At 42.5% G+C, this 24139-nt stretch carries 28 protein-coding genes; 3 read left to right on the top strand and 25 right to left on the bottom strand.

From position 1 onward, the window contains the following. Nucleotides 1–563 precede the first annotated feature (563 nt). Together FGT79_RS03400 and FGT79_RS03395 are read right to left on the bottom strand one after the other, a co-directional pair. Nucleotides 564–1256 (bottom strand): hypothetical protein, encoded by a 693-nt coding sequence (locus FGT79_RS03400; RefSeq protein ID WP_138751371.1) that lies wholly within the window; start codon nt 1254–1256, stop codon nt 564–566. Beyond that, complete coding sequence (locus tag FGT79_RS03395; RefSeq protein ID WP_138751370.1) at nt 1237–1800, bottom strand: sigma-70 family RNA polymerase sigma factor; 564 nt, start codon at nt 1798–1800, stop codon at nt 1237–1239. Before FGT79_RS03395 ends, FGT79_RS03400 begins: the two co-directional genes overlap by 20 nt. Nucleotides 1801–2907: 1107 nt before the next feature. On the opposite strand from FGT79_RS03395, the gene FGT79_RS03390 reads away from it, so the two are divergent. Together FGT79_RS03390 and FGT79_RS03385 are read left to right on the top strand one after the other, a co-directional pair. Continuing rightward, nucleotides 2908–3297: a hypothetical protein gene (locus tag FGT79_RS03390; RefSeq protein ID WP_138751369.1), complete on the top strand. Its 390-nt coding sequence runs from the start codon at nt 2908–2910 to the stop codon at nt 3295–3297. A 244-nt stretch (nt 3298–3541) separates the two neighbouring features. After that, entirely contained in the window at nt 3542–4189 is a 648-nt protein-coding gene (locus FGT79_RS03385; protein WP_171056057.1) for an SIMPL domain-containing protein, read from the top strand. A 260-nt stretch (nt 4190–4449) separates the two neighbouring features. On the opposite strand, the gene FGT79_RS03380 is transcribed toward FGT79_RS03385, so the two are convergent. The 13 genes from FGT79_RS03380 to FGT79_RS32185 form a co-directional block, all read right to left on the bottom strand. Beyond that, nucleotides 4450–4923: a hypothetical protein gene (locus FGT79_RS03380; RefSeq protein ID WP_138751367.1), complete on the bottom strand. Its 474-nt coding sequence runs from the start codon at nt 4921–4923 to the stop codon at nt 4450–4452. A 106-nt stretch (nt 4924–5029) separates the two neighbouring features. Then, a complete protein-coding gene (locus FGT79_RS03375) occupies nt 5030–5473 on the bottom strand; it encodes an SMI1/KNR4 family protein (protein WP_138751366.1) in 444 nt (147 codons plus the stop codon). An 88-nt stretch (nt 5474–5561) separates the two neighbouring features. Next, on the bottom strand, nt 5562–6221 hold the full coding sequence (locus tag FGT79_RS03370; protein ID WP_138751365.1) for a hypothetical protein: 660 nt from the start codon (nt 6219–6221) through the stop codon (nt 5562–5564). Next, entirely contained in the window at nt 6173–7504 is a 1332-nt protein-coding gene (locus FGT79_RS03365; RefSeq protein ID WP_138751364.1) for a hypothetical protein, read from the bottom strand. Before FGT79_RS03365 ends, FGT79_RS03370 begins: the two co-directional genes overlap by 49 nt. A 67-nt stretch (nt 7505–7571) precedes the next feature. Continuing rightward, complete coding sequence (locus FGT79_RS03360) at nt 7572–8780, bottom strand: leucine-rich repeat domain-containing protein (protein ID WP_425465003.1); 1209 nt, start codon at nt 8778–8780, stop codon at nt 7572–7574. Nucleotides 8781–8995: 215 nt separating this feature from the next. Next, on the bottom strand, nt 8996–9763 hold the full coding sequence (locus tag FGT79_RS03355; protein ID WP_138751363.1) for an Imm51 family immunity protein: 768 nt from the start codon (nt 9761–9763) through the stop codon (nt 8996–8998). 24 nt (nt 9764–9787) lie between these two features. Then, entirely contained in the window at nt 9788–10606 is an 819-nt protein-coding gene (locus FGT79_RS32475) for a DUF5713 family protein (RefSeq protein ID WP_425464983.1), read from the bottom strand. A gap of 103 nt (nt 10607–10709) precedes the next feature. After that, a complete protein-coding gene (locus tag FGT79_RS03345) occupies nt 10710–11210 on the bottom strand; it encodes an imm68 putative immunity domain-containing protein (RefSeq protein WP_138751362.1) in 501 nt (166 codons plus the stop codon). 148 nt (nt 11211–11358) lie between these two features. After that, on the bottom strand, nt 11359–12075 hold the full coding sequence (locus FGT79_RS03340) for a WGR domain-containing protein (RefSeq protein ID WP_138751361.1): 717 nt from the start codon (nt 12073–12075) through the stop codon (nt 11359–11361). A 44-nt stretch (nt 12076–12119) separates the two neighbouring features. Continuing rightward, nucleotides 12120–12956 carry a hypothetical protein gene (locus FGT79_RS03335; RefSeq protein WP_138751360.1) on the bottom strand — a complete coding sequence of 279 codons (837 nt, stop codon included), beginning with the start codon at nt 12954–12956 and terminating at the stop codon, nt 12120–12122. Between the two features lie 123 nt (nt 12957–13079). After that, nucleotides 13080–14072 carry a hypothetical protein gene (locus FGT79_RS03330; RefSeq protein ID WP_212758499.1) on the bottom strand — a complete coding sequence of 331 codons (993 nt, stop codon included), beginning with the start codon at nt 14070–14072 and terminating at the stop codon, nt 13080–13082. Nucleotides 14073–14287: 215 nt separating this feature from the next. After that, nucleotides 14288–15337, bottom strand: a complete 1050-nt coding sequence (locus FGT79_RS03325) for a hypothetical protein (protein ID WP_138751359.1) — start codon at nt 15335–15337, stop codon at nt 14288–14290. Nucleotides 15338–15531: 194 nt separating this feature from the next. Next, nucleotides 15532–15666, bottom strand: coding sequence for a hypothetical protein (locus FGT79_RS32185; protein ID WP_281285893.1), 135 nt, complete (start codon nt 15664–15666; stop codon nt 15532–15534). 235 nt (nt 15667–15901) lie between these two features. Between FGT79_RS32185 and FGT79_RS32470 the strand changes: the two genes are divergently transcribed. After that, the gene (locus tag FGT79_RS32470; RefSeq protein WP_425465002.1) at nt 15902–16117 is read left to right on the top strand and encodes a transposase; all 216 of its coding nucleotides are present in this window, start codon (nt 15902–15904) and stop codon (nt 16115–16117) included. Nucleotides 16118–16351: 234 nt separating this feature from the next. On the opposite strand, the gene FGT79_RS03315 is transcribed toward FGT79_RS32470, so the two are convergent. The 10 genes from FGT79_RS03315 to FGT79_RS03275 all read right to left on the bottom strand — a co-directional run bounded on the left by FGT79_RS03315 (nt 16352) and on the right by FGT79_RS03275 (nt 23997). Then, nucleotides 16352–17275 (bottom strand): hypothetical protein, encoded by a 924-nt coding sequence (locus FGT79_RS03315; RefSeq protein WP_138751357.1) that lies wholly within the window; start codon nt 17273–17275, stop codon nt 16352–16354. 164 nt (nt 17276–17439) lie between these two features. Next, nucleotides 17440–17604: an Imm51 family immunity protein gene (locus FGT79_RS31765; RefSeq protein ID WP_246096122.1), complete on the bottom strand. Its 165-nt coding sequence runs from the start codon at nt 17602–17604 to the stop codon at nt 17440–17442. A 210-nt stretch (nt 17605–17814) separates the two neighbouring features. Beyond that, complete coding sequence (locus tag FGT79_RS03305) at nt 17815–18027, bottom strand: tetratricopeptide repeat protein (RefSeq protein WP_138751356.1); 213 nt, start codon at nt 18025–18027, stop codon at nt 17815–17817. Between the two features lie 152 nt (nt 18028–18179). Next, on the bottom strand, nt 18180–18677 hold the full coding sequence (locus tag FGT79_RS03300; protein WP_171056056.1) for a DUF1854 domain-containing protein: 498 nt from the start codon (nt 18675–18677) through the stop codon (nt 18180–18182). Between the two features lies 1 nt (nt 18678). After that, on the bottom strand, nt 18679–20913 hold the full coding sequence (locus FGT79_RS03295) for an ABC transporter ATP-binding protein (RefSeq protein ID WP_246096121.1): 2235 nt from the start codon (nt 20911–20913) through the stop codon (nt 18679–18681). A 37-nt stretch (nt 20914–20950) separates the two neighbouring features. After that, nucleotides 20951–21394, bottom strand: coding sequence for a S24/S26 family peptidase (locus FGT79_RS03290; protein WP_138751354.1), 444 nt, complete (start codon nt 21392–21394; stop codon nt 20951–20953). Continuing rightward, complete coding sequence (locus tag FGT79_RS03285; RefSeq protein WP_138751353.1) at nt 21387–21665, bottom strand: PqqD family protein; 279 nt, start codon at nt 21663–21665, stop codon at nt 21387–21389. The genes FGT79_RS03290 and FGT79_RS03285 overlap by 8 nt, the downstream gene beginning before the upstream one ends. Continuing rightward, on the bottom strand, nt 21662–22456 hold the full coding sequence (locus FGT79_RS03280; RefSeq protein ID WP_246096119.1) for a hypothetical protein: 795 nt from the start codon (nt 22454–22456) through the stop codon (nt 21662–21664). Before FGT79_RS03280 ends, FGT79_RS03285 begins: the two co-directional genes overlap by 4 nt. 100 nt (nt 22457–22556) lie before the next feature. Beyond that, on the bottom strand, nt 22557–22703 hold the full coding sequence (locus tag FGT79_RS30925; protein ID WP_171056014.1) for a hypothetical protein: 147 nt from the start codon (nt 22701–22703) through the stop codon (nt 22557–22559). 136 nt (nt 22704–22839) lie between these two features. Further along, the gene (locus FGT79_RS03275; RefSeq protein ID WP_138751352.1) at nt 22840–23997 is read right to left on the bottom strand and encodes a nucleotidyltransferase domain-containing protein; all 1158 of its coding nucleotides are present in this window, start codon (nt 23995–23997) and stop codon (nt 22840–22842) included. Between the last annotated feature and the right edge of the window lie 142 nt (nt 23998–24139).

Here is a 24139-nt window from a genome sequence, read left to right as displayed (position 1 = left end):
TTAAAATGAAATTTAATTTTATAAAAATAAAAAAATACACAAATTTTTCAAAAAACTAAAAAATATCTTCAAAGGCTGCTAACATTCATCTAGAGTGCAAAAGTATTGAGGAGTGTGGAGAATGTGCGAACTTGCTAATTGAACGAACTCCTGCAAACAATCGAGTATTCGTCAGAAAACGATATCGTACCAAGGGAGTTTAATGAAGTATAGGCAGGCTATAACGTTATGTTTTATTGACTTAGTACATTTAATAAAATGGCTAATCGGCATTCGGTACATTTTCTTGCCATGACATATTGCGAAGAATATGTACCGATAAAATAAAAAAAACCGCGATTTACGCGGTAATTAATCGGCTTATATTCTTGTCGTCCGACACATATCACAAACCCTATACATATACAATAAAAATCCTGATTCCTTAAGCTTTTACTCCATTAACAGATAAAATTGTGTCCCTAGACATCATAGATGTAAGGACTACATCGAAGAAGCAGATGCCGTCAATACTGGCATCTGCTTCTTCGAGGTAAAAGCTTATCTCACTTAGCGTTTCTTACTTAAAGCGTTGCCGACAACGCCATCTTCATCGCTGCATCTCCTGGAATTGGCCCGGTTATGCCAAAATGGACATTTTCAATCGTCCAGAACAATTCAGTCATGCTCGGTTGTTCAAATACGAATCCGTCCACTTCGCCCACCTTCGTCTTTGTAAATAGCTCCGTCGGATAGATGGAAGCCATGCGGCTGGCCGTGAACGTAACCGTATGTTCGCCCGACACATACGTTAAGATGATATCTCTAACTGGTTCATCTGGCATCCCCACCGCTGCAATATCTGTTAAGGTGTACCCTTCCGGTACAAAGGACGGCAGCAGCAAGTCTTCTCCAAAAGACGCCTTTGCTTCTTCGATGGAAGCAAGCGTCAATGTCGTCAATGAAGTCAATTCTGAACCGACTATGCCTCCGTTTGACTGTGGCGGAGACACATTTTCCGTCGTATTATCCACAGGCGCCGGAGCGCTCGGTGTACCTAACAGCGGGATGGCCACAACGATTGAGACCGCTGCTGCCAATCCCACCGCAGCCACCTTCCATGATTTCGCAAGTTTCCATTTACGCCCTGCCTTCTCTGCGGCCGCTTCTTGACGAATCTTCCGCTTCAGTTGCTCACTCATCTCCATACTCGAAAATAACATTTCATCAGACTCCTTTCGAAACTGTTTAGTCAGTTCATAATCCATATCCGTCATGAAGAATTCCCTCCTTACTGATCTCTCGGGCGAGCATTTCTCGCGCCCGATGCAGTTTGTTGCGTACTGTTCCTTCCGGGGAGCTAATTGCTTCTGATATCTCCCGCGTGTTGAGGTCTGCGTAGTAATACAAGTACAACGCTTCCTGATACGGCAACGGCAGGCGAAGCACATGCTGCAGCACTTCGCTCTTCTTTAGCCGTTCAAGCGCCTCATCTTCCAGGCTGATCGTTCGGCCAAGCTCCAACTTGCCTGGCTCGGTCGGCTGTTCCGTGAACATACGAACGCTCATTTTGTCGCGGCATATGTTGACTGTGATCGTCGTCAGCCACGTCTTGACGGTACTGTCGCCGCGGAAAGTGTTCCACTTTCGGTACGCGCGTAGGAACACCTCCTGGCTAATATCCTCGGCAAGATGAGCATCCCCCGTATAGAAAAACGCAGTCCGTATGACAATTGTGCCGAATTCGTTCATGAGCTGCTCAAGTGCTTGCGTGGGGTCTTTCGAAAAATCATTCTTATTTCGACTGCCGGTCGGCTTCATGTGATCACCACCTTCACCTTATTAGACGGTCCGAGCGGGAAATCCGCTGCAAATATAATCGTGGTTATGTAATTCGGAGTATGTTCTTGTCATTAGCCTTTGATAAGAATATACGATATATCAAAAAAAGCTGATTTCCGCGACTTATAGTCATATATGTTCTAGTCAACCGACAGCTAAGCTGCAAGCATGTTAAAAACCGTTCCTCTTATAAGGAACGTTTCATCTTTTGTCGTTGTTCCGCAACTAAATGTGCGCTTTGGTTCGACTGGCCGCTGGTACCCCTTACCGATTGGATCATCAAAAGGTTTTACTAAAGTGATATTCGACGCAGTAGCTACTTGTTAGTGGCTTTGATAAGCAACTTTGCCTCGCTTCATATATTGGACAACATATTCAATTACATAATTCACTGGCAAGTTAATTTCGATTAATCCTTCCATTATCTAAGCCCTGCTCAAGAGTCAAGATATATAGAGCCGAAGCAGCAACCTAAATCCATTAGGGAATTCTACCATAATCTTCAACTTAATTGATAGCTCCAAATAAGACGGAAATAGAAAGCTTAATGCTGTCCATTAGTACGAATAATAGTTAATTTGTCACAATCCATAAAAATTATCGTAAACATTAGCCTTTTCAATCGTATTAGTAAATGTAGACTACGCGGACACCCTACTCGCTGACGTCGATTCCGGATTATAAGGTCACCATTAGCGATAACATATCAGATCGACTGCTACTACTCGCAGGCGTTCTCGCTCAAGTATCAATCCAAGGGCGTAGTTGACGGGTTCAAGCAGGTCAATCCCGCCGTCAACGTCCAAAGCTACGACTTCTGGACAGACGTTTCGTTCTTTGATTACCTAAACGGCGAATCTTGTGAATCCTTGTAAAAAGGAGGTCGACCGCGATGAGCATCCGCCTTTTTGGTTCTTGCTCGGATGTACGCAATTTAATTTCAGTAGAAATAGACATACATTCATAAATTCTAAATATAGTTATTTCTACAATATGATGATATATTCATCGAGAGAGCTCTCGGTAAAGGTACATACCCTTTTCGGCCGGAATGGGTGCGACAACCCTTATGAGGAGGAATTATTAATGAAGAAGATGTTTTCACTCTTGATTGCTATTACCTTACTGTTCGGTATCTCTTCCCAAGCAAGCGCCGCTTATGGCGGAGTTTACGTGTTTAACCCGTATCCGAATAGCTACGGAGCGGTTCCGGATTATATCGGTATTACGAAGCCTAGCGGAGCTTACCAGTATGAAATCCATATTCTAGAGAAAAATAATGGAATATACGGATCATTAACCTACCATTCGGGCAAGCTCGACGTGCCTTCGAGCGGATATGACATTCATCATACACTATCGAGCTATACAAAGCTGATGCTTTTGCACGCCGGAACCTTTGTTATTATAGCAGAGGCTTATAACGGTTCTGGGGCTCTCATCGGCAGGGATGAGGTCAAGGTTACTTTCGTATAAGCTATAATAGGCTATCGAGCTTTAACTCAATCAAAGGCCGTCCCTTGTTTAATCGGGGACGGCCTTCTTTCATTTCAGCCATCGAAGAAAATAACGAATTATTTTTGAAGATTTGCGCTCTTCACCCGTACTGTAAATAACGCTTCCAAACTGAGCATGTAATAATGGTGGATACATTGAATTTCAAGCGATAAATGATCATAGTTTAATTATAGGTGCGATGATAAAGGAGGAATATGGAACTATGGCTCAGCATAAACAATTTTCATGTGATTTTACGCTAGAGGTTTGGGGAGAAGGTGTGGTAACAGCCGTTCCAGACCGTACATTGATTACACTGGGAACCGTTAGTGAAGGGGTAGATCTGGAATCGGTCCAGACTGAAAATGCTACAAAGGTGGCCGCGATTATTGAAGCGTTGGAGCATTCGGGCATTGCCCGTGAGCGCATCAAAACTACGCAATTTCAAATTGAGCCTCAATACGATTATATAGATGGAAAGCAAGAATTCCGGGGGTACAAAGTCACCCATCTGCTTCAAGTAATGCTAGATAATGTTACGGAGGCTGGACGTCTAATCGATATGGCCGTTGCGAATGGGGCCAACATTGTTACATCGATAGAGTTTGATTCTAGCGAGGCCGCTAAGACGAGACAAGAAGCATTGATTGCTGCTGTGCGAGATGCAGAGTCGAAGGCCACCTCCATCGCCCATGCACTCAGCGTTTCCTTGTCCGCGGTACCATGCAAAGTCGAGGAAGTAGCACAGCCTGGGGCTGAGCCTGTGTTATTCAAGGTGGCAGCTATGCCACAGCAAAGCGTCACAAGCCCCATCGAGCCAGGACAATTGACCTTCAGAGCTGCCGTGCGAATTTGGTATATGTATGGCTGAAAAAGCAGCAGCAGCTAAGGGGAGCATATCAGCTCTAGACTGCTGCTGTTTTCTTGAACTAACGGTTCCCAATCCCTATTAATACGAAATAGGAAATTCTTCGCGCATGCTAGAATGATATATTAAATTGCTTTTTTTTAGTTTCACTGGATATCTCTGATTAGGACGGGTATATGGAAAATGAGAGGTTATAAATACTCTTTCAAAAAGCTAGAACATGCTTATTTCGCGGTATTTGGTGAAAATAAAATAATGAATCTTTATTGGGACTTTATGCAAGTCATTTTAATTTGGGTGAGGTTTTCTAAGTTGATTTCAATTTGCAATTCAGTATGCTCATTAATCGCGATTAGGATATTATCTTTGATTTCTAAGCTTTTTATAGGGTTTGAATTTTCAAAAAATATTCCCCACACCAAACGGTCCTCAGCATCCGTACAGGCAATATATCCTTCATTTCCCATTTGACCATCGCCGCCATAGATTTTCCCGTTTTGATAATCAATACTGACCCATGCATCAACGATCGTCCAACATTCAACATTATACTTTGCAATGCTGTCAATGGTTGTGTCACACAAGGGAGAGCAAATTTTTTTTCTTTCCTTTGTGTTGGGGTCATATATACTGTAACAATTTAAAAGGGTTAAAACACCATCTGGAAAGATGATGCAATTAATACCGGGCAGTTCACGCTCTACAAGATTCCAATGTTCCGCAATGCTATTATTCATAATAAACTTCCCTTTTTATGCTATTTTAATATAATGTGATTCTGTACTTCGCAATACAAGTTCTTGGTCGCTTCATGTGACATTGGAACCATCGTAATACGAACAGTTACCATTCATCAAAATTTTTCTCAATTAATGCCTCGAATGAATCCGCTAATAACTCGATCTCCCCGTTATCATGGTAGCAAATGAGAACGTTGCCTGCCTTATTAATTATAATCGGATCGCCGGAACCATTCATAGAGATGACATAGCTAGTTTGTAGAACCTCTGCAAAGGGAGGCATCTTGAATTGCTCTCGGGACCATAGCGTCAAATCGACAACCGTTTCGTTTCCGAAACTGGAGCCATTTGAGAATGCATATACCGCAAGACCTGCATATGCCCCTCCAAACGTACGGATAAAATGCACATAATCCTCATGAAAGTCTACTTTCAGACGCTGCTCAGCATTAGCAATTTCCTCTTGGCTTGCCGGACTGCCTACTAAGGTAATGTTATCCTCCCGATGAAGGAAAATATTTAATCTCTTCATTAATGTAGCATTCATAAAATAATTTCCCTCCATGCCAATTAATTCGAATTAGCACCTGTCAAGTATACGCTATCGCATCCGGACTTTTTGATTATGTTCAGAGCTATTCAACATTCTCCATTTTTGAAAGATTAAAGTCTTCCCAAATATCTCTTGAGTTCTGTGAATGTGGATTAGCAGGAATTATAATCTTATTCGTTGGCAAGTAAAAATAATTCTTTTGCGGATGCTTTTGCAATCCTGAAATTTTCTTTAAGTCCTTTTGAAATTTTTGATAAAAAGAACGTATCTGTTTGTTAGGATTTTTTGATAGCATACGCATTTGTATAAGTTCTCGACTTTTATCGGTTTCTCTGCCGCCTGCTACTTCAATAGAATTGGAGCTTGGTGTATCGTAGAAGTATCCATTACTCTTGATTTGTGTTGCATCTTGTATAGGGTAGCAGGAAAAGAAAAAAGAGTTATATGCAGTGTCATTAAAATAACTGGCGAACAAATCGATTTTTTCACTTTCAAAAGCTGAATATTGACGTTCACCCTGTGCGTTAACAAATATTTCGGCATACAGTTTCACTCCATGATCCAGCATTGCATGATGGCTCTCAATAAGAAAATGCATAACCGGCATTGAAATATTAAAATAAATAGATATACGATTTCCCTCCTCATCCTTACATAAAAACCATGTTTTCTCACTGGTCTTATTTGCTATTGCTACTTGAGTAGCTTGTTCTTCAGCTCTTCGGCCGTGTCCGGCTTCCATGAGCTTATTTTTAATTTCTTCTCTTGAACCATTTCTCCTACCTTTTCAAAAAGCGATGCTCTCTTCTGGGCTGGCCAATGGGTAAAGGACTGTAAATCACTGAACACATTCCAAATCGAGGTTGCATTTTCTTTAGTGGACCATTTTTTCATAAGGATCGATTCAACGTCCTCATAACCTATCCGATACAAAATACCCACATATGTCGCACCAATTCCATCGTCTAGAATCGTTCTTCTAAGAAAATACGATTGAACCTTTTGGCTGCAAACTTTATTATTTAGCGGAAGTAGATCACCCAGCACATCATCAAATTCTCCTGTAACTTTTCCAACATAATAGCTCGTTTTAATAAGACCACTTGGTTTTTTCTGCTCAGGATCAGCAGCCATTCGTTCTATCCAGCGCACATCCAAATCCTCAAACAACAGCGGTGTAAGTGAAAAATATGTATCATCCCTCAGCATATGTCCCCAACCAAACCTAAACGTATACCGATTTTGCTTAGTATCAAACTTCACCGTACCTAGCACGTTCAAAATAAAACGCTGCGTAACCGAATCACTGTAATATGGGGAAAATGCCTCGAAAACTTCGCCAGCAGGCTTAGTTAGAAGCGCAGCAGCGAAGACAGGCGACAGCCAGGCTCCCCCATATTGTTCATATAACTTTCTAGCCAGCGCTTGCAGCCTAATATCTCCATCCATCAAAACAGAGCCAGCCAAAATCATAGGAAAGGCTTGCTCTAAAGTCATACAATCCAGCGTATCACTAATATTAAAGGAAGATGTATCTCTGTGAGTTAACTTTAATACCTCGCTATCGCATTTAAATGTTAAACTCCTCTGGATTTGCTCAGCTGCCAGCTCATACACCGCGCACATCTTCTCACTTGCTTTGCCTGGCATCATGCCAAGTAAGGCCAACAGTGTTTCGTGCTCTTCCCAGCTGATTTTGCTGCCAGGCTTCTTTTCCAAAAACGTCTGTAAAAAGGCTAGCAATTGGTCAGCAAGCAGATCCGACACTGTATTCGAGAATGTGTTGTTTAATATTTTTTCGCATTTTTGTGGCGACTTTAATAGCTTTTTCCAATAAGTTGAAGCAGGTTCATAATCAATTTTAGCCAGTGCCCTCTGAGCGGAAAGCTTAGTCTTACCACGCTCTGTACTAGCCAGATGCAACAGCTCAGGTGCCTCGTTAGCTCCGAGCTCCGAGATAGCCTTCTCTCTATTGATTCCTTTTGGCGGCAAGGTATCGATGACTGTCTGATTATAATCAGTCATTCATTTGCTCCTTTCATCCTGAATATTTCTAGTATAGTCACATGACAAATTTTCTTACTACGTTCTTTCAGTAATCTCTCACTGCATCGAACCAGCGTTGAGCCATCTCCTCTGTTATAGGCTGGCCAATTAAGTGGTCTGACTGGCTGAGCTGCCATACCGATTCACCTAGGTCTTCTCGTTCGGTGGTTTCAATCCCTTTGAGGTTATTAAAGCGTACGGTGAAAGCAGTAATGGCTGCCTCGGCTTCGGCAAAGCTGCGAGCCTGAGCCAAAGTAGCCAGTGCAATGTTATAAGCTTCGTTAGCCAGTTTTGCGAGACGTTTTGGCCAGGACGAGAACGGGCGGCCAAACTCGGTCGTCCACCACTCAGGCTTTCGCAATTGGCTCACTGAAGCATGGCCGGTCCATACGCGTGTTTTGGCGCGAGTTTTCATTTGCTGTTTTAGACGTTTGCCCGCGACCTCTTCCACATTGTAAGCGATAAATCTATCAAGCAGCGGCCATGTATGCAAGGGAGGCAAGTCCCCCAGATCTGGCATGAAGCGCAGCTCCAGATTCGTTAATCCGGCATGACGAGCCAGTAAGTCCACGTCACAGAAGTTCCCCCACAAACTCAGTGAGTTGAGGTTTGGGAACCGATTCAGACACTCAAGCGAAATGGGCTGTCCTAGCGGAGTGTTCTGTAGCGTCAGGCTCGTCACTTGATACAATTCACCCAAGTCAGGCAGCAAGGAAGAAATGTCATTCTTGCGTCGGCTAGTGCGCGGTGCAAGTATCAGAGAAGATGGTATTTCGCCAGTGGCCGAGAAGTGTGATAGATCTCCGGACACGCTTAGGCGGCAAGGCTGCTTTGGAAGTTGCAGGCTCAGACGCCCTCCGGACTTGTCCAGCTTGATATGCAAGCCATGCAAATCGGATTGTCTCGCGTCTGCCACTGTGTCTGCAATTAGGATCGGAGCCCACGTCATCTCTTCAATGGGACGTTTCTGCGCCCACTCAAAAAAGCCTGCGTCACTGCCTGTATAGTGCAGAAATCGCGGCCAGGGCGAGCCCGCCGGAGTGGCAAAGGTATTGAATACGGTCCAATCGATGATCGCATCAGTCGCAACGTGAAGGTCTGCCTTCTTCCCCAATTGTGATGGACCAATGGATATACTGCCCACACCGGGCTGAATGACAAGATTGTGACTGCGAGGGCCTGTCAGGTCGATGAGATAACGACCAGGCTCTCTAACAGAACCAGCAATAGAAGATGTTTGACTATCATTTGACATTTCTATCATCCTTTCTATAAACTCATCCAATAATTTCCGTAAGTCCAGAAATGGAGCCATACCATGCACGTTCTCCTTGACGACAGGCTTCGCATCTTAGAACGTTTTATACTCTTGTAGGGCTTAAATTGCTAATTTGTATAATTTCATATTTATAATTAAAGTTATGTCATTTCGATGAAACAAAACGTACGTTTTTACCATGATATTTCGAATCAATCTAATTCAGCTCGTGAAAATAGGTCATTTATTAGTGCATCATCTTCACATGCTTCCTTAAAGGCGATTGCAAAACTAAGTATTGCTTCTCTATTGTGTGTATAAGCAGCGAACATGTCGGCTTCAGGGTCAAATCGTACGGTATCAACGAGATGAGGCATTTTTTCTTCCAGAAACACGGCTGCTAATGAACCCCAATCATAGCCATTTCCCTCAAAGCCTTCTTCGGCTCGTGCTTGAAAAATATGATGCTTGTATTTGCCAACACTTAAAATCATCGATATGCTTCCATTATTATGTGCAACTAGCCCAAATGGGTTTATTTTTTTATTAACTTCTGACAAATCGGTATCATTCCCAATCTTAATCCCTTTTTCAACGTTAACTATAGGGCTGGTTTCATTTCCTGCTCTACCAGCGGCATTGCGGCTCATTTCTAAAAACCTCGAGCCAGCAGCAAATTCAGGGTCGAGTGCTACAGCTTGTCCAAAAGCAACGACCGCTTCCTTATACTGTTCAAGGTAATAATAAGCATATCCTAAACGGTAGTGCCAAAGAGGGTCGTGCTGACCTTGCTCTTGAACAGATATAAAATAATGGATCGCTTCATTATATTTTTCTTGATTATTCAATGCTCTTGCCAAATGGCATACTAAGTCATAGTCCCGATCTGCTTCGGGTATTTCTATAATTTTATTAATAATTTTCTCATACTTGTTTTTGTTATGCCAAAGTGTGAGCTGTTTCAGTAGATCCTTATCCATCTTTAAATCCTCTCCTCTAGGAAACTACCAATCACGTTCACGAATGGCTTCTTCTGTATCTATATGGATACCAAAATAGGCTAAAATCTGTTCAACCGTTTGTGCAATTGATTCTCTGGCAACTGTTTCAATTTCGCTGTCATGTTCGTCAAACTCTTCTGCAAGATCATTGATTGCATGAATGGCGATATCGAGTTTTGTTTGAATGTCTTCGATGTTTTGATTTCCTTGTTCCAAAAATTCAACAACGTTAACTAGTTCAGCTTTGATTTTATCCACAAGAAAATTAGGGAAATATCCATCAATATACATATCATTTAAATATTCGAATGACGCACTACCATTATCTTGCGCTCTTAGCACAGTTGGTTTAATTTTATCTACATCATGAACTAGATCGTCAATGGGAACTTCACTTGCTTCTTTAACTGTAGTTTGTTCGTTCATATCTTTCAATGCGGCAGATTGCTCAAGTTTCTTTTTCTTTCGATCGACGTTTCTTCGGCTCCAATCTAATAATGTCAAAGTAGCACTATCTTCTGGGTCAAGCTTATCTGTAATTTCAAATTCTCTTAATGCTTCCTCATATTGTTCAAGATAATAGTAGGAGTACCCCGCACGAAAATGCCAAAGAGGATCGTCCTCACCTAGCTTTGCAATAGTCAAAAGCAGTTGTAGTGCTTCATCGTATCGTTCCAGATTATTCATAGCTCTTGCCAATAAGCTCACCGTATCATAATCTCTTTCTGATTGGGGAATTTCCATAATGGTATCTACTATTTTTTCATGTTCATCTTCTTGATGCCAAATCATAAGTTGTACGAATAGATCTTTTTCCATCATTTTGCCTCTTTTCTTTTGTGAGATAGTGATTCATTTTGTTATACATTCGCTTTTCAAATCAATTACCAACATTATCATATCATCATTTAGCAAATTATGGATATTATTCAGTGATTGGGTTCAGCTCATCTGCGATCATTTTTGCTGATTCTGCAAGCTCCCTCATATCATCGCTTGGAACAAACTTGGCTAAATCGTAAGACAGCGGATTACGGGAGAACTTGTTGAGTTCATCCTGAAGCAGCTTTCTATCTTCTTCGGAGGCATCCATATAAAGTTTGCGCGGCTGCCTAGCCTCATCCAAATCATGCAAATCGACATAGCCTGATTTAAGACTCTCTAACACAATGGCTGAAAGATCGATTAGAGCACCGCAGGCAATATCAAGTTCTACCCGAAACATGCCGTTAGCGCTTTTACTATCAAATCCAATATTTCCGCCGTTTTTCAAGTCTCCCTCGGAAAGAAGAACAACAAAACCCAAGTCCTTTAAAATCTGATTGAGCGTCACTTCCGTTAAGTCCAATTGTTCCAAATAATCTATTAATGCCAGCGAATCATCGGAACCGCCAATTAAATCTCCCCACCATTTGCTTATATACATGTTCTTCTCCTCTTTCTTTTAGCAATTGAAATTTTTAACTAAATAATGAAATGAATTTCTCACCTTCGAGGTACGTAAAATGAACATATAGGGCTTGGAATCCAATTGTTTCATGAGAACGATTACGCTTCTTAAAGGGAGTACGTTGTCAAAATGAATATAAATCATCAATCATTTTATTGCTTATTTCTGAATTCGTTCCCCAATTCAAAATTTTTGCTGTTTGTTGAATTCTTTTCAAAGAATCAATAGCGCAATGCTTTAGCCCAGGATCAATTTCCCCAGTTATTTTTATCTGACCAAAAGCGACAGCATAAGTGACCATATCACTTTGGATCATATTCATCTCGTCAGTCACTACTACTCTTTTTACAACATCTTCCAACAAGCTGCTTACGGGAATATATTTCATTCCCCATACCTTTTCAATAATAAATTTAGGGAACTCAGCAAAATTCAATTGACGTTTCTTGCGTAGATTTTCTGTTAGTTCCGCCAATGTGTCCGAGCTTTCATCACTGCCGAAAGGTGCTTCTTCCTCACCGCAGTCATAATAAAAATCGTCTGTAAAATGTTTCACAAAATGAGGATGGGATGTCTTGGAATGCGGCCCTATTTCCTCATCATCAAAGTATAGATGGTTGATAAAATCAAAATTACTATCAATCTGATAGCCTTTTTTTAACTTTTGTTTCATTCGTTTTTCAGCTTGTCTGGTACATTCTTCTTCAGAGTCAAATTGTTTGATTTCATATTTTCCGGCAACGCCTGTCTTTCCATAATTCACAACAAAATCACACCCACTATAATCTATCCACCAAAATTTACTGGATTTTTCATCATGAAAGACGAATGATTGTTTCACTCTAACTCCTCCTAAACTATATTTTTGGAAGTTAGTGGATAATACTAAGACTTGTACATATTCGTCAACCCTGGCCAGATTAGACTCGAAGCACCACATGAAGGGCAGCTCACTTGTCCGGCCAAATAAGGGATATGGCGCATGAGCCTGCTTTCGCCAATATTGGAGCAAAGCTGTTGTAATACGGCTAATTCATTGTCCTTAATCGCCTCAGACGGCGTAATGACAACAGATTCCTGCTCGGTATGAAATACAGGATCATTGCGATAAGCTAGCAGCCTGTCGTCTTCAGGGGAAGGCCATATATAGATATCTTCGCCGCATGACAGACAGGAGGCCACATATTCATCGCCTTCATTGAACGTAGTTAGCACTCCAGCCGCTCCCCTCCAGCCTCGGTACGCTGCATCGGCCGCAATGACGTACCTTTTCTCTCCGTTGTCTTTGCCGATTTCAGCTGCAAAACGTATCATATCTGAGCTATTACCGGCCAGTTCTGCGATAGCGTTCACATAGCTGTTGTAGATATCCATACACACAACCATACCGACTCGATCCATTAGCGGCTGTAACTCTACAGGCAGCTCAAAGCCGGCTCCACTGTGTTCACTTCGATTGGCTTCAAACAGGCCGCAAGTCACGAAAATATCCAACTTGACCTCCAGACTCTGCGATCGATGGGCGATCTCTGCCAAATAAGGGACTGCGGCCAGTGTGCTTGAATAAATGGAGTTTTGATGAAACAACTGCTCCCAATATAGCTCATCTTTTACAGCTTCCTCATACTGCTGCTGCAACTGCTTGATTAACTGCGGTACACTCTCGGCAGAGCCGTAAGGACCATCCAGTTCGCTCCATACATGACTGGCCAAATCCAGCATGCTATCCACCTCGTTTTATGTTTGTGTAGAAACTCTATAAGAAACTCATTTAATGCTCTCATCCCAATACTCGGATAGCCCCGTGCATTGCGTCATATAATTCTGACTCATTCGAAATTCTCCTTATGTCTGTTGATGGAACAGGCACAACGTGCTGCAATCCATACAAATCTCAATATACAAGGTACCTTCTGAGCCATTCATCAATACATTCCATGGAAGCGCTGCGAGAAATTTCATGTTTTGACCGCAGTCCGGGCATGTCGAGAATTTGGCGTCCTGAACCCAATCCGGCCAGCCACCGATCGTGATGACCTCATCACCACCGCTTGCGTAATGCTTCGGTACTGCCTCAGCGCTAATTGTGAGCTGATTCCGGCTCATCTCCAGAAGCTCCGCCTCAGAACAATAATTTTCAGTGTCGAAAGGCGGCTCATAAGACACGATTTCACTTCGGCCATCTTTCCCATATCTCACGAACGTCTCTTCAGTGAATGTGCTGCAATTCGGGCAAACGGGAATGTTCAGCACGCCATCGATCCCCAGAAAGGAAAATCGCTCATCAAGACCATCCAACCGCAGGACATCAATCAACTGGCAACCGCAATGCGGACAGTGCTGCTCCAATAATTGGCCAGCTTTCGCCGCCTGATCGCCGCCATCCGCTGGCAGCATCGTGTAGCATTTCTCGAAGTACAATGAGCTGCAATTCCCCTGCTCGTCGAAATGCCAGCCACCATGATGGGCATAGACGGACGGATTCACATACAGCTTGCTGCGCCAGGGCAGCGGGTTTCTCTCCAGCTTCTGGAATGCTTCCTGAACGACTTCATCGCCTTGCAGGGCGAGGCAGAGAAGTAAATGATTTGCTTCTTCACATGCAGGATCAAAAAGACGCGTGAGCAGTTGATCCCTCACCTCGGGCGAAGCATTCCGATAGAGCTTAGCTGGAAAGAAGATTCCCTTGTCGAACGCTGCTTGTGCAATTCGCGCAGTGTTGATGTCGTGATAGCCAAGCAACCCATTGAAGTCTTGATAGACTTGATTCCACTCCCCGATCGTTTCAATATTCGAGATGATCGATTCGACCATTTTATCCACTTCTTCACTGCTCATAGCTTGGTAGGCTTCCCTTTGATTCTTTATCCGACAACGATAACAGATTCCTTTGAAACCAATAGAATTTCCGCATTCTTGGCATTGATTCGGCATCTGATCTCTCAACTTACTCACCTCTACTCTTTAGTCTTCACGCTAATGATAACTTTTCAATTGAACCTGATAAGCCTTGAAAAGCCAACCATTCAGGTTATAATGCAACGTTATTCGTATTAATCGAGAAAATTGTAGTTAATAATAGGTTCAATATGTTCTACATGTTCTTCACTTCTACGAAGTATATAAGTAGGAATTATTTCATTTCCGAGATTTCCAGAATAAGTATATAACGATAAAACTATTTTTTCACCGTCCCCTTCTAAACAAATTGTAGGCCATTCTTTTTCAAGACACTTCGGCCATGCAAGCAATTCATTCCCTGGAATAACAGATAATTTTTTGGTCTTATTTTTAATTTTGTAAGTTCCACTTACAGTACACTCATCGAATATAATTGAATTATTCATTGCCTGAATATAATAGTGCCATGGCTTTATCCCCCAAGTGATTATCAATAGCCCCTCTTCAAAACATTTTTCAACCAGATCAGTTGTTGTAAATAATTCCACAAGATTGACTACCCCGTCACCAACTTCACTTCTGATAAATTCATGAAACAAATCAAGATCAACCATAAAAAAACCTAGGTTCCCTAAGCTACCATAAACAGAGGCATTACTAAATTTACTATTTTTTTTCGGATCAATAGAGTCTTTAAAAATCAGTATATACACAGTAATTGTTTCAATTTTTTGTTCATAGTCTGTTAAAATGGGTGGTGCTTCCCCTGATAAAAAATCTGGTTGAGATATCTCTTTTCGAAAAACTTGAATATTTACATGATACTCACCGGACAATTCGATGTTTTCTCTTTGGTAAAGATTTTTTTGACGTAGTACACCATCGATAACAGCTTTTTGAATGGTTTTATTCTCACTATCCGTGAAAATATTCTCATGTGAATAATATAAAATTTCACTTTCTGAAAATGATACATTGTCATACTCTACTTCTGCTATTTTTTTACCTAACACATCAGAATCCAGCAATCGTTGTTTATCACTCTGCACTTCTTCAGCAATAAGTTTAAATCTACAAATTTCATAATCACTCTGTTTTTCACTAAAAGGTATTTTAAGCTCGAAGTTTCTAGTCTTCAAATATGCATCTTTTATTTGGTTGGAACAATAATCTTGTTCCAACCAAATAGCTGTATTAATCATTAGTTTCACCTCTTACAATTAATGGGGTGCCCATGCTGAGATGTCTATCTCTTCGTTTCCACCTAAGCTCGAGCAGGTGTAACATTTTTCTTTATTAATACCTCTGTTCTACCATTTGAATAAATACTATGCAGATCCCAAGTGAATATCTGGATAGCAGGGATGTTATAGAGATTTTGTAAACCATCTAACCATTAATGGTTCGTCAAACCTGATTTGGTTACAAGAGAATGTGGAACCATATGGTGACCTTGGTCTACTGGATTCGATAAAGGCATTAACCCAAAAACATCAACCGTTCTGATTGGATTCCCAACATACCCATACAACGTCGGATCTCCTCCTGCTAATTCAATAGGATCAACCTGCGTATACATCCCTGAAATAATACTATACGGGGTTCCGCCTAACATTTTAACCATAACATACTTTAATACAACTTATGGTAATAAAACACGTAGTTTCTATACGTTAAGTACTAGTGGATAACGATTTCAAGAGATTCCTATAACATTAGCGGTCATTTAAACTCAACGAGCTGACTTAGCGTATAAAATAGTGAAAATGTTGGTTGGATTGGGAAATCCTTTCGCTTGTCTTCTGATAGGTGGTAAAGTCCATGATTCCGTTTTAGCGAAAGATTTACTACAGGAATATGACAATACGGGAAGCCATATTCTTGGCGATAAAGCATATGGCTCAGAAGTAATTCGGCATTGTATTACTGCGAATCAGGCATCCTATATCATTCTGCCAAAAGCAAATAGTCGAAATTCATGAAAAGTGGATTGGTGTTTGTACAAAGAACGCCATTTAGTTGAGTGCTTTTTCAAAAAAAAATATTTTCGCCGTGTAGCTCCGTTACGAAAAATTAGTAAAGTCATTCTTGTCGTTTTATTACGTGGCTGCCATTTTCAAATTTAGGTCATTGCTTCATTATTTATTTTTATTCTGTTTTTGATTGATAAAGAATTACAGCATCGGCTGCATACCGTAACAAGAATCAACGCCGAGTTACTTGTTGAGAACTAATAAATTATTTAATTTAGCAATCGTTTCCTTAGAAATTTTTTTACTGTATAGGTCTTCATTTTGCTTCCAGTGTAGTAATGTCTTTTTCATAGAGATAGCGAACTCAGTATAAGCAAGATTGTAATGGACTCCAATGCCAACTGTAGATAGAAGGCATTGTGTGTATTTAGGGAGCGTACCCACAATTGTGAAGAACATATCGTTATACTCAAAATAAGAAACACGCTCTTTAGAATGATCATAACTCAACGGATAGGTAGAAATGCGGGCAGTCTTACCGTCAAAGGCGGCATACTTGTTTGCCTCTCCCCATACACCCTCCCAGTTGAAGTTGGTCAGGCTCGAGATTAGAAAATCGTTATAATGGGGTTCAGAGTGCTGCTCAATATCGGTGAATGCTATGCGCATTGAACCTCTGTTACTATAAAAGGCGCAGTCGATAACGATAATGCCGCCATATAAACCACTGGGATATTTAAAAGTAAGACAGCTGCCATTGTGATAATCACTTTCAACTTGCGTAGGTGGCTTGACCCTCTTTTTTGCTATACTTTTGGGTATACTAATTTTGGTGATAAATGTATGTAAATACTTTTTTCGTTTGTTAATGAATGTTACATTGGCTCCAAGCTGTTCACAGACAGTTAAGTCACTCCCACTCTCAATGATCTGAGTGATTTGCTCTAACAGCGAATCCTCTAAGGATTTGGTTTCCCAAAGACAGTAGGACAACGCAAATAATACATTGTTTCTATCATCTGTATTATTTAAGCTATAAGTGAATTTCTCTTCTATCTCGGTTACAATTTGAGTAACTTCAGATCCCCGATTGTACTGCTCATAGAAATATTCCTTGATCTCACACGAGGTGTCATTACCAAAAACCTCAGCACTCCATGTTCCCATACGCTCATCACCTCTAGAAAGTTTTATACTATTGTAAGGCTTCTACTTCTCATCGGTATAATTCCATATTTTCATTTGCTGAGAGATTTTTACATAGGGATATCTAATCATAGTCTGAATCAGTTGCAGTAATAGTCCTCATTATAAGATTAGTCTTCTCCGTCTTAGTCCAACTCAGCACGGGAAAATATATCGCGAATCAAGGTATCATCCTCACAAGCAGCATTAAAACCTAGAGCAAACCTCTCCAACGCTTCGCCGTTGGCTGAGTAAGCACACAACATACCCGCCTCAGGATCAAATTGGATCTTAGCTGCCAGCCCCGGCATGATTTCCTCGATGAAAACAAGAGCCAAAGAACCCAGTCATAGCCGTTCCCTTCAAATCCCTCGTCGATACGTTCCGCAAAAACCTCATTTTTGTAGCTCCCTTAACTTAAAATCAGTGACACCGAACTCGAGTGAACAACCCATTTGAATGGTAAAAGGTGTTATGCATTCTGAGTTTGAGCATATACTCGCGAGGATGTGATGACAGGATCAGGAGTCTCCTCCTTTACTAACTTGGCTTGCAAGGCTTGTCTTGGACTTCTGCGCGAAGTTGGCATCCTGCTTGTCCACTGGATACAGTTGGTTCGCTATCTCAAACTGTTGCAACGCTTCCTCATATTTTCCCGAATAGTAGTAAGCGTATCCAAAACGAAAATGGCAAAGAGAATCCTTCTTCCCCTGATCTCGTACGGATAATAGCATACTGATAGCCTCATCATAATCGTCCACGCACACCTAGAGCGCCGCTTTGTGGTTTCTTCTCGAAAAGTAGTTTACAAAAAAATCAGTGTTGTCATGAGTGGATGACCCTATGTATTTCAAACGAATACTTCCTGACCTTTACAAATCGTAAATCAGATCAGCTTCTTCCAATGTTCACGGCTTCGGGCATCCATCTGCTCCGGATCTGACAACTCGAAGCGGCGTCCTTCATTGTCCGTTACCATCCAGCGGCTTTCCGTTACAGGTTGGATATTTTCATGGAGGTTATCCATGACCAATGCTGCCGGGCCATAATTCGTATCGATCTGAAAATGCCACTTGCTGCCTTTTTTTCTAACGGTCAGAATTTGTGTAATGACTGGAATCATATAATTTCGGTCAAGCTCATATCGTACCGCCTGAAAGCTATCTTCCGCGAGAAGCTTCACGTCCTGTATCATTACAATTTCATGTCCTTCAGCAGAGCGAACCGAGATGAACCTGTCGGGCATTGTATACGGAAAACTGCGAATAAGCGTTACACGGGCAAAACCCTTACCTTCCTGCTCCAAATGCAAAATACCGTCAGAAGATCGGAACAAACGGATTTGACTCAGCTCCGAGTGGTTTAAAAAGAAATAAGGGTTCATCTTATCCGACCTCCGATGGTGTTTTCGCCGTTTGTTTTTGCGATTCGACCAAATGATAATAATGCGTTTGTTTCGCGTAAAGCTCATCATGCGTCCCCATTTCAACAATGCGGCCTTGGTCGAGGACTACAAGCCTGTCTGCATGGCGTAGAGTGGATAAGCGATGGGCTATCGCGATGGTGGTTCTTCCCCGAATTAAGCGGCTTAACGCTTCTTGAATTAGGCGCTCCGTCTCCGTATCTACAGATGCCGTTGCTTCGTCTAAGATCAAAATCTCCGGATCAAGCAGCAGCGCTCTCGCAATTGCGATACGCTGTTTCTCCCCGCCCGATAAGCGGTGTCCGCGTTCCCCGACGCGCGTATCGTAACCTTCCGGCAGACGACAAATAAAATCGTGGGCATTCGCGGCGTGTGCAGCTGCGATAATGGTCTCCGGCGGATTATCCGGACGGCCGTAGGCTATGTTCTCGGCTATCGTACCGTCGAACAAAAACGTTTCCTGAAGCACGACACCAATATGCTTCCGGAGACTCTCCTGCCGGATATCTTTCAAGTCGTGCCCGTCAAGCGCAATGCTTCCGGCATTCGGGTCATAAAACCGGCAAATCATGTTTATAAGAGTCGTTTTCCCAGCACCGGAGCGACCAACCAGCCCGATCATTTCACCGGGACGTATGGTGAGGTTAATATCTTTTAGCACCGGTCGTTCCACTTCATACCCGTACCGTACATCATGAAAGCGGATCTCGCCGGAAACGGAAGAAAGCTCCACCGCGTCCCGCTTATCAGGGACATCAACCTTGGCATCGATGATTTCGAGAATCCGTTCAGCCGAGCCAAGCGAGCGATTAAGCCAGCTTAATAGCTGCCCAGAAGCTTGAATAGGCCCGAAGAACATGAGCAAATAGGTCGTAAAGGCAGTCAATGTTCCAATAGACATAGTGCCGGACATAACCGATCGTCCTCCCAAATACCAAATAGCAATGCCGAATACAGCCGTCAGTACCGTGAAAATCGGAGTTACGCCAAGCCAAAGATTACCGAAGGAAATCGTGCGATTGATCCAATGATTATTCACCTTTTCAAAACGGTTTTTCTCGGCATTTTCCTGCGCAAAGGCTTTAATGACTCGAATGCCCTGCAGCGCTTCTCCAATCACATTGTTGACATGCATAGCGGATTGCCATTGCGAATACCAAAGTGAGCTAAGCCTATTCCACAGCCAATAGAATCCGGCAAACAAGAATGGGGTCGGGATAAGAATCATCGCTGCCAGCTGCCAATTCAGATGGAATAGCATAAACAGGATGCCTACGCCGAGCAGCATCTGCGTGACTAGATACACCATGCCGTTCGTCAAAAATTCTTTTAATTCATCGGTATCATCCTGTATGCGGCCGATAAACTGAGAAACCTGACGGTAATCGAAGAAGCGCATCGAAAGCTTCAGCAAAGCGCCGAACATATCCCGGCGGATCGCGCCTATCAGCTTCCCTCCTATTCGAACGCCAAGGTAGCTTCGAATGACTTGCATCGCAGCTGATAACACCTGTACAAGAGCCAAACCGCTTGCCAAGGCAAAAAGCACGTTCAAACTTCCGGACGGTTTGGCCACTTCATCCACAATCATTTTGATCAAATAGGGTGGGATCACTTCAATAAATACGGATAATACAAGCAGCAGCGCGCATACCAGCATGGGGCTTCGGTATGGGGTACAGTAAGCCGCTAACCTGCTCAGCATGGACCATCTGCTGCTGCAGGTTAAACACTTGCTTGTACTGGAAGATGAGGTTTTGTAGCATTTTGAGCATCTATCATTTTCCGAACTTTCTTCTAGAACTGGGAGCGCAAGAACTCCGGTTTCCTCCTTTTCCGCCAGCCAGTTCCTTATCGTGGGAACCGCCTGTCGGTAAGGCTCGATGTACGGAAACGAAAACCTCGCAGCTTCTATCTCGCCATCACCAGTTATAATAAAAAACGATGCTCCGCCGAAAGCCTCGCGAACGGATACATCGATCATGTTATTCTTATGGAAGGTCATGATGGTTTTCCCTTGTCTGTCCACCATTTCCATGGTCAAAGACTTGAAAATAACCTCGTAATGCCGAAATCGTCGTCGGGTGAAATCCACATCCGCTCTTAAACGGAGCCATGGATTCTCCGTATCCTGTTGTACAACTGCGACGCCATTAACAGGTTTACCGGCTTCCCGTTTCGCACTCTCCGTTTTCAATTTAAAATACTCCTTTGTCAATGTGACTCTCTTGCAGTTACATATAACGCTCGTTTCTTTCTGCACACCATCGAATTACTTTGTGCCATTTAGGTACACGCAAAGCCAGTAGAGCAAGCAGCCTGGATCTCCAATGATTCGCAGCTTGAAATCGGCTGTTACGGCGAACGCCGGACCATCGTCCCAGAATGCTTGTGAACGGTACGGGATCATCCGGCTCAAAGCATGTATCTCCCTTGAAGATAAACAATTCCTTTGAGCCGTCCTGCTTTACGGCATGCAGCCGGTGTCCGATCAACGCACCTAGGTCCGTAACGAATAAACATATATCGCCAAGTTTCAATTCTTCCCGTTGTACGGACAAGAAAGTACTTACGTTTCCTTCTTTGATCACGGGATACATGCTGATACCAGCAGAGGGCAGCTCGATCTTTCCGTTTCGCTGGATTGCTGCTGACATGACTGGCGTCAAATCATGCATGTATTATCAGTCCGGCCTCAATCAGCATCTCAACAAACGCCTGAACGTCATTGAGGACAACTTCCATCTCAACGCCGTATTCGCTATGTACTTTTTCGGCCAGCTCTGTGACAGTTGGATATTCGGGAAGAATCGACCAAATATAGCCTCCAAGCTCGTTCACTTTCGTGATGGCGTGGGTGTTGATGTTCAGCAGCAGCCACTCGCCATCCAGCTCAGCCGTCTCGATATTTTTCTGTTTCAGCAGTGTTTGGTCTGCTAGTATCGTCATGATATCACTCCCCAAAAGGCATCGTTTTTCTGAAAATATAGCTCATAAGCCGGTACGCTTTCTACCGCTTGCTTGCAAAGCGCAATCATCTTTGCTGTTTCCAGCTTGTTATGCTCCCAATAAAAAATCTTATCCAGCAATGAAATCAGCGCGTCGCCTTTGCGGATACCTACCCGCCTTACATCCTGAGATTGAATCAGAAAATGAATGCCTGCCAAGGGGCTGCTTGGAAGCTCGCATGCTTCTTCCATTTCGCTCCGAAATGGGGAATCATGGATTGTAATCGAACCATCTTGTTCGAACAGTAGAAGCGTAGCCTCATCTGAAAGAATAGGACGGGGATCGGAAAGATCAGCTACCGTCGATTTGCCTGCTCCCGAAGGCCCGGCAAACATCCAAGCGCGGTCATTCTCCACCACGCATGACGAATGGATGAGCAGCCCTGCGCACCGATGGATCAGCCAGGAGCTGTAGAGATTGATTAAGGCGTGCTTGAGTGCAAGGTCATCGTGAACATAAATTTTTGCCTGACTGTAATCAGATGATGTCTCCAGCTTATAGTCCGCACGGATATAGACATATTCGTCGCCGTTCTCTTGAATCTCGACAGGACCGTCGTCGAATGGTTTCCCGTAAAAGTCGTAGACCTCCACTTGAATGTCAGGCGCTTCAAGATTTTCACTTGCTTTAAAGGAACGAAAACGCGCGGTCAATTCATCATATAAAAAAGTAGTTTGAATATGAAAATCGATCGAACTTCTGCCGACTTGAGTTTGCAATATGTACGTCAATATGCACCGCCTGTTCTTCAGAACTTTTTCCTGAGAAGAAAAGGGAGCAAACTAGATGGTTAGCTCCACTTCTCAGATGAAATCTATCATTGCTTTCTAGTTAACCTCCGACATAATGCCTGCAAAACATAGGTTTGAAATTACGTTTTTGGCACCATTCGTAGCCACCGACTTTATCGCTTGGTCTTGCTGTTCCAAACTCGACAGTATGCTGTGAAAGTACTTTAGGTGCTTCATATTTTTTCATTTCATTCACCTCCTTTCAAGGAATTTATTTCATATTATATGGATAGTCAATGATATTTATAAAACTTAGTAAAATAATACTATGATAAAATGTATTAATACCTGCTTTTTGTATGTATAAAACGAGAATATTCGATTTAATTCTTTTTTTGTTTGGCACGAATGGTTCGAATCCAAAATTGTAGTCTTCTCTTGTAGATTTTGGCATAGATTTTGCTCATCGGCTCATTCGAATCTGGGACGTCAGATCTATTGGCATACTTTAATAGGTCCAAGGCATAATCTCTTGGCGGCAGCAGTAAATAACGCAGATGTGCCCACTGTTGTTTAACTGAATCATAGGCGACGAAGGCAGATAACAGATGGAAGCCATAAAAACGCCAGTTCCTGATCCCGAATTGGGCATTTCGCATCAGTTCGATATTCCAAAGCGGCCAGTGCCTCCGTAGGTTTAGCGGCTTGGTTTCATTCAGCTCTGGAAATAAGTCATAGACAATTGTCAGCGCAATTAGTACTTTGGCATAGTTTCCATCGCTCTTTGCTTGTGCAAAGAGCTGGCCGTAGTCTATTTCTGCGCTGCAGCATCTCAGGACGTGCAAAATATCGATAACGTACTTCAGTGATAACATATTATGGTTATAGCCATGAAGACATAGGTAGTAAAAGGTGTCCTTGGCCGAAAGCTCCTTCACCAACTGAAAGGGAGAAATCGGTTCTGCATCTTTCCAAAAGCTGCTCATATCCGTATCCGAGACATGTTCGCGCAAAATATTCCAATGCAGTTCCACCCCGAGCAGCGGGAAATCCTCATTCGCATAAAATTTATTCAATAGCATATGGAAATGATCCGCATCGTCTTCTATATACCGGATAAACTCATGGCGCTCCAATAGGGCAACCGCCTTTTCCAAATCTTCTGGACGTACAAGCAGATCGATATCGGATGTTCCCCTGCCCGAAAAATGTCCAAAAAAACGTTCAGACAACCGAATGCCTTTCAATATGATAACTTGAATTCCTGAACGCTCAAACGCTTCAAGAAGCTTGTTCATCTCGGAGCGGATCAGCATGTTTTGAAACAAAACAGCATCCACGCCTGATTTAAGCCTGGTTCGGTGCTCGGAAGGCACGGCTTCTAATAAGCCACTGCTCTTCAATAAATAATAAACTTGGGGAGAGACTTGGAAAATATCGATATCGTCAATTGCTGCTTTAGCCATCTCCTCGGAATCAAATAACGGATGTTGGTTTTGGTAGATCCGGCTTATAAGCGTTATCGCTTTCGAGTGTTTCATGAGCCGCTCCCTTCACTTTCGTTAATAAATTAATTTCGGATTAATAATGTCGTTTGTGGGGGCAAGCCCACGAAGCCAATTGTGAAAATTTTCTAATCTTCGAAGATAAATCGGCTATCCGGTGCAAAGATAAAGCGCCCTT

This window comes from Paenibacillus sinopodophylli (assembly GCF_005930355.1).
GTDB lineage: Bacteria > Bacillota > Bacilli > Paenibacillales > Paenibacillaceae > Pristimantibacillus > Pristimantibacillus sinopodophylli.
Note: the sequence above shows the minus strand (reverse complement) of the source record. Positions and strands in the feature narration are given on the sequence as shown.